Source organism: Streptomyces griseorubiginosus (genome assembly GCF_017614965.1).
GTDB lineage: Bacteria > Actinomycetota > Actinomycetes > Streptomycetales > Streptomycetaceae > Streptomyces > Streptomyces griseorubiginosus_B.
Map to the genome: position 1 here is coordinate 1 of NZ_WVUG01000502.1, position 3,725 is coordinate 3,725.

The 3,725-nt window shown below is 72.5% G+C and carries 5 protein-coding genes; all 5 read right to left on the reverse strand.

Annotated elements, in window-relative coordinates; genetic code table 11:
* Positions 1 to 274, reverse strand: a 274-nt coding sequence (locus tag GRC12_RS42665; RefSeq protein ID WP_208785821.1) for an alcohol dehydrogenase catalytic domain-containing protein, incomplete at its 3' end; no start/stop codon positions are given.
* Positions 275 to 384: 110 nt separating this feature from the next.
* Positions 385 to 1,488 carry a PP2C family protein-serine/threonine phosphatase gene (locus tag GRC12_RS42670; RefSeq protein ID WP_208785822.1) on the reverse strand — a complete coding sequence of 368 codons (1,104 nt, stop codon included), beginning with the start codon at positions 1,486 to 1,488 and terminating at the stop codon, positions 385 to 387.
* A 108-nt stretch (positions 1,489 to 1,596) separates the two neighbouring features.
* Positions 1,597 to 2,355 (reverse strand): IclR family transcriptional regulator, encoded by a 759-nt coding sequence (locus tag GRC12_RS42675; protein ID WP_208785823.1) that lies wholly within the window; start codon positions 2,353 to 2,355, stop codon positions 1,597 to 1,599.
* A gap of 64 nt (positions 2,356 to 2,419) precedes the next feature.
* The gene (locus GRC12_RS42680) at positions 2,420 to 3,331 is read right to left on the reverse strand and encodes a YceI family protein (protein WP_208785824.1); all 912 of its coding nucleotides are present in this window, start codon (positions 3,329 to 3,331) and stop codon (positions 2,420 to 2,422) included.
* 32 nt (positions 3,332 to 3,363) lie between these two features.
* Positions 3,364 to 3,725, reverse strand: a 362-nt coding sequence (locus tag GRC12_RS42685) for an aromatic-ring hydroxylase C-terminal domain-containing protein (RefSeq protein ID WP_439959954.1), incomplete at its 5' end; no start/stop codon positions are given.

A 3,725-nucleotide genomic window follows, 5' to 3' on the forward strand; every position in this document is an offset into this window, starting at 1 on the left:
CCGCACGCCAGTTGAGGATCACGAAGTCCCCGGGCGCCACGTCGGTGACACCCTCCCCCACCGCCTCCACCACACCCGCGGCCTCATGGCCCAGCAGGAAGGGGAAGTCGTCGTTGATGCCGCCCTCGCGGTAGTGCAGATCGGTGTGGCACACCCCGCAGGCCTCGACCCTCACCAGCGCCTCACCCGGCCCCGGATCGGGCACGATGATCGTCTCCAGGCTGACAGGGGCGCCCTTCTTCAAGGCGACGACAGCACGGACCTGATGAGTCATGGCCACTCCTCGGCTGGTACGAGACCTGAGTCGAATGTTGCTCATTGCGGCACACAGAGCATGTGTCGCAACACAGCATCATGGAGGCCCGACTGGGGGTCAAGAAGCGTTCACCCGGCGATGACGGGCACCGCGGGTTTGCGGATCAGAAGCAGTGCCGCGTCGTCGTGGAGCCGGCCGCCCACATGCGCCAGCAGTTCCGCGTGCAGCGCGTCCAGGGTGCGGGACGGCTCCTCGCAGGCGTGGCGCGCCAGCCCCTCGCCGAGCGGATAGAACGCCCGGCCCCGGTCGCGGGCCTCGGTGACCCCGTCGGTGTAGAGGAGCAGCTGGTCCCCGTCGGCGAAGGGCAGCACCTGCAGGCCGGGAGGGTGTCCGGTCAGCGCGCGCAGCCCGAGGGGTGGCGCCGGGTGGGCGGGTTCCACCGGCTCCACGCTCAGGCCGCCGCCCGACCGGCGGACCAGCAGCGGCGGCGCGTGCCCGCAGTTCACCATCTCCAGCCGCCCGGCTCCGGGGTATCCGGCGACCACGGCGGTGACGAAGTCGTCGGCGCCGAGATTGCGCGCCAGACTCCGTTCGATGCGCTCGACCACGGCCAGGAGGTCCGGCTCGTCGTAGGCGGCCTCCCGGAAGACCCCGAGCACCAGCGCCGCGGTTCCCACCGCCGGCAGTCCCTTTCCGCGCACGTCGCCGACGATCAGCCGGACCCCGTACGGGGTGGGGATCAGGGCGTACAGATCGCCGCCGATGCGGGCCTCGGCCGCCGCCGCGCTGTAGCGGACGGCGACCTGGAAGGGGCCGACGGTCGCCGGCACCGGCTTGAGCAGCGCGTGCTGTGCGGTCTCGGCGACCGAGCGGACCGCCGCCAGCACGCGTTCCCGGCGACCGCGCAGCACGCTGGCCAGGCCGCTCGCCAGCGTGACCGTCACCAGGGCGGACAGGACGGCCGCCAGTTCCCCGCCCGGAACCCCGTCCCGGGTGCCCAGGGACGCGCCCAGCACCACGGCGAGCAGCCCCGCGCACAGCACACCGCGCGGCCCGTTGGTCGTGGCGGCGAGGGCGGGGCCGGCGGCCAGCAGGGGCAGCCAGATCATGCCGGCCCCGCCGGCCAGGTCGGTGAGCACGACGGCGCAGACGATCAGCACGGGCAGGGCGGAGGCCCAGTGGGCCAGCTGTTCTCGGGCCTGACTCGCCAGCTGCTCTCGGGCCTGACTCATGCTCTGTCCGCAGTCCTCACCTGTGGGGGGCACGGTCCGGGCCCACGCCTCAAACGCTTGTTCCTCCAGGAAACGAAATCGGCCCCGGCCGTCACAAGGAGCGGAATTTCAGATAGTGAGCGAGAGGCCCCTGGTCACGCGGCTCGCGGTCGGGATCAGGCGGGCCCGCACCTCCGGCAGCCGGGACAGCCGCTCGGCCGGCATGGAGACACCGAGCGAGCCGAGCGTGTCCCCGCAGTAGACGGGCACCGCGACGCACACCGTGCCCAGACAGTACTCCTCGAGGTCGGTGACCGCCGGGGCCACGGGCGAGGAGTCCAGGCGCCGGAGCAGTTCCGGCGGACTGGTGATCGTCCGCGGGGTGAGGTCGGCGAGGTGGTGGCGGGACAGGTAGTCCCTGCGGGCCTCGTCGTCCAGCTCCCGCAGGACGGACTTGCCCAGCGCGGTGGCATGTCCGGCGTCCTCGAAGCCCACCCAGAGATCGACGCGTGGCGCCCGGGGGCCGTCGACGATCTCGGCGACTCGGATCTCGCCGTCCTCGTAGAAGGTGAGATAGGCGGCGGTCGCGAGCTCGTCCCGCAGTGCAGCGAGCGTGGGCCGCACCCGGCTGAGCAGCGCCTGCCCGCGCCCCGTCGTCCCGAGCGTCTGCAGTTTGTCCCCGAGGACGAATCTGCCGTCCTCCACCTTCCGCGCGTACCCGTCGTGCACCAACGTGCGCAGCAGGTGATAGGCGGTGGCCAACGGCAGCCCGGTCTCACGGGCCAGTTGCTTGGCGGTCGCGCCGTTGTCGTGCGCGCTCACCGCCTCCAGCAACCGGAAGGCCCGCTGGACGGAGGTGATCAGCGTGGGGCCGTCGTGCGCACCCATGGCACCAGCGTGCGCCGGGCGCCCTCCTGGGGCAAGGGGGGAGCGCCCGGCCGGCGCGCGCCGCCTACTCGGGCGGGGTCGGTGTGTCGTGGGTGCGGTACATCGCCTGGACGTCCAGCTCCAGCTGGACCGTCGGGCCGACGACCGCGATCCCGCGCGCCAGCATCGAACGCCAGTTCAGGGTGTAGTCCTCGCGGTGGAGCTCCGCCTTGGCCAGGGCCGCGCAGCGCAGCTCCTCGCCGTAACCGCCGTTGACCATGCCGAGATAGGTTGTGTCCAGCGACACCGACCGGCTGACCCCGTGCATGGTCAGCGTGCCGAGCAGGGACCACTTGCTGCCGCCGCGGTAGGCGAAGCGGGTGCTGCGGAAGTCGATGTAGGGGAAGTGCTCGACGTCGAGGAAGTCGGCCGAGCGCAGGTGTGCGTCACGGGTGTTGTTGCCCGTGGTGATGCTGGAGGCGTCGATGCGCACATGGACGCGCGAGTCGGCGATGTCCTGGGTGACCTGGATGCCGCCCTCGAAGCGTTCGAAGCGGCCGTGCACATGGGCCATGCCGACGTGCTTGGCGATGAAGCGGATCGCCGTGTGGGGCGGGTCGAAGAGCCAGGTCCCCGGGACCGGCAGGTCGGCCTGCCGGCCCGGCTGGAGCCACACCCGCTGCGGGGCGGCGCCCGAGTCGGCGAGGACGTCGATGGTCTCGCGGTGCGGTTCCAGCCCTTCCGCGACGACCATCAGGCTGTAGCTGCCGGGCGGCAGCACGGCCATGAACAGGCCGTACGGGTCCGTGGTGCCGCGCGCGGCGACCTGGTGGCCGCGCAGCTCGGTCACCGTCACGTCGGCGCCGCCGAGCGGCTGGTTCACGGGGTCCATGACCTCGCGTAGGACGACGCCGGCCCCGGCCGGAACGGGAAGCGTGAGGCCCGCGGCGCTTCCGGGGGCATTCCTCAGTCGCCGCCGGAGCAGTCCGAGGGGCATGGGGTTCACCTTTCAGTCGGCGGTGGGGGGAATCAGGTGTGGCCGAGGATCCGGCGCACCGCCTCGCCGAGCAGCCGCTCGGCCTCGGCGCCGGAGCCGGCCGCGGTCGGGTGCCGGAAGGCGACGTAACCGTCCGGCCGTACGAGCAGCGCTCCCGCGTCGGCGACCTCGCTCAGCCGCGCCCAGTCGCCGTAGGGGTCCTCGTACTGCTGACCGGGTCCGATGACGACAGTGGCGATCTCCAGGTCCTGGGCCTCGGCGGCGCGCAGCCAGTCGGTCCCGCCGATGCCGGTGAGCAGCGTGAAGCGGCCCTGTCCGACGGTGTCGAGGGTGGAGAGGGTGCGGGTGCCGGAGGTGATCCAGGCGTGCGGGAGCTTGGCGCCGGGGCGGGAGG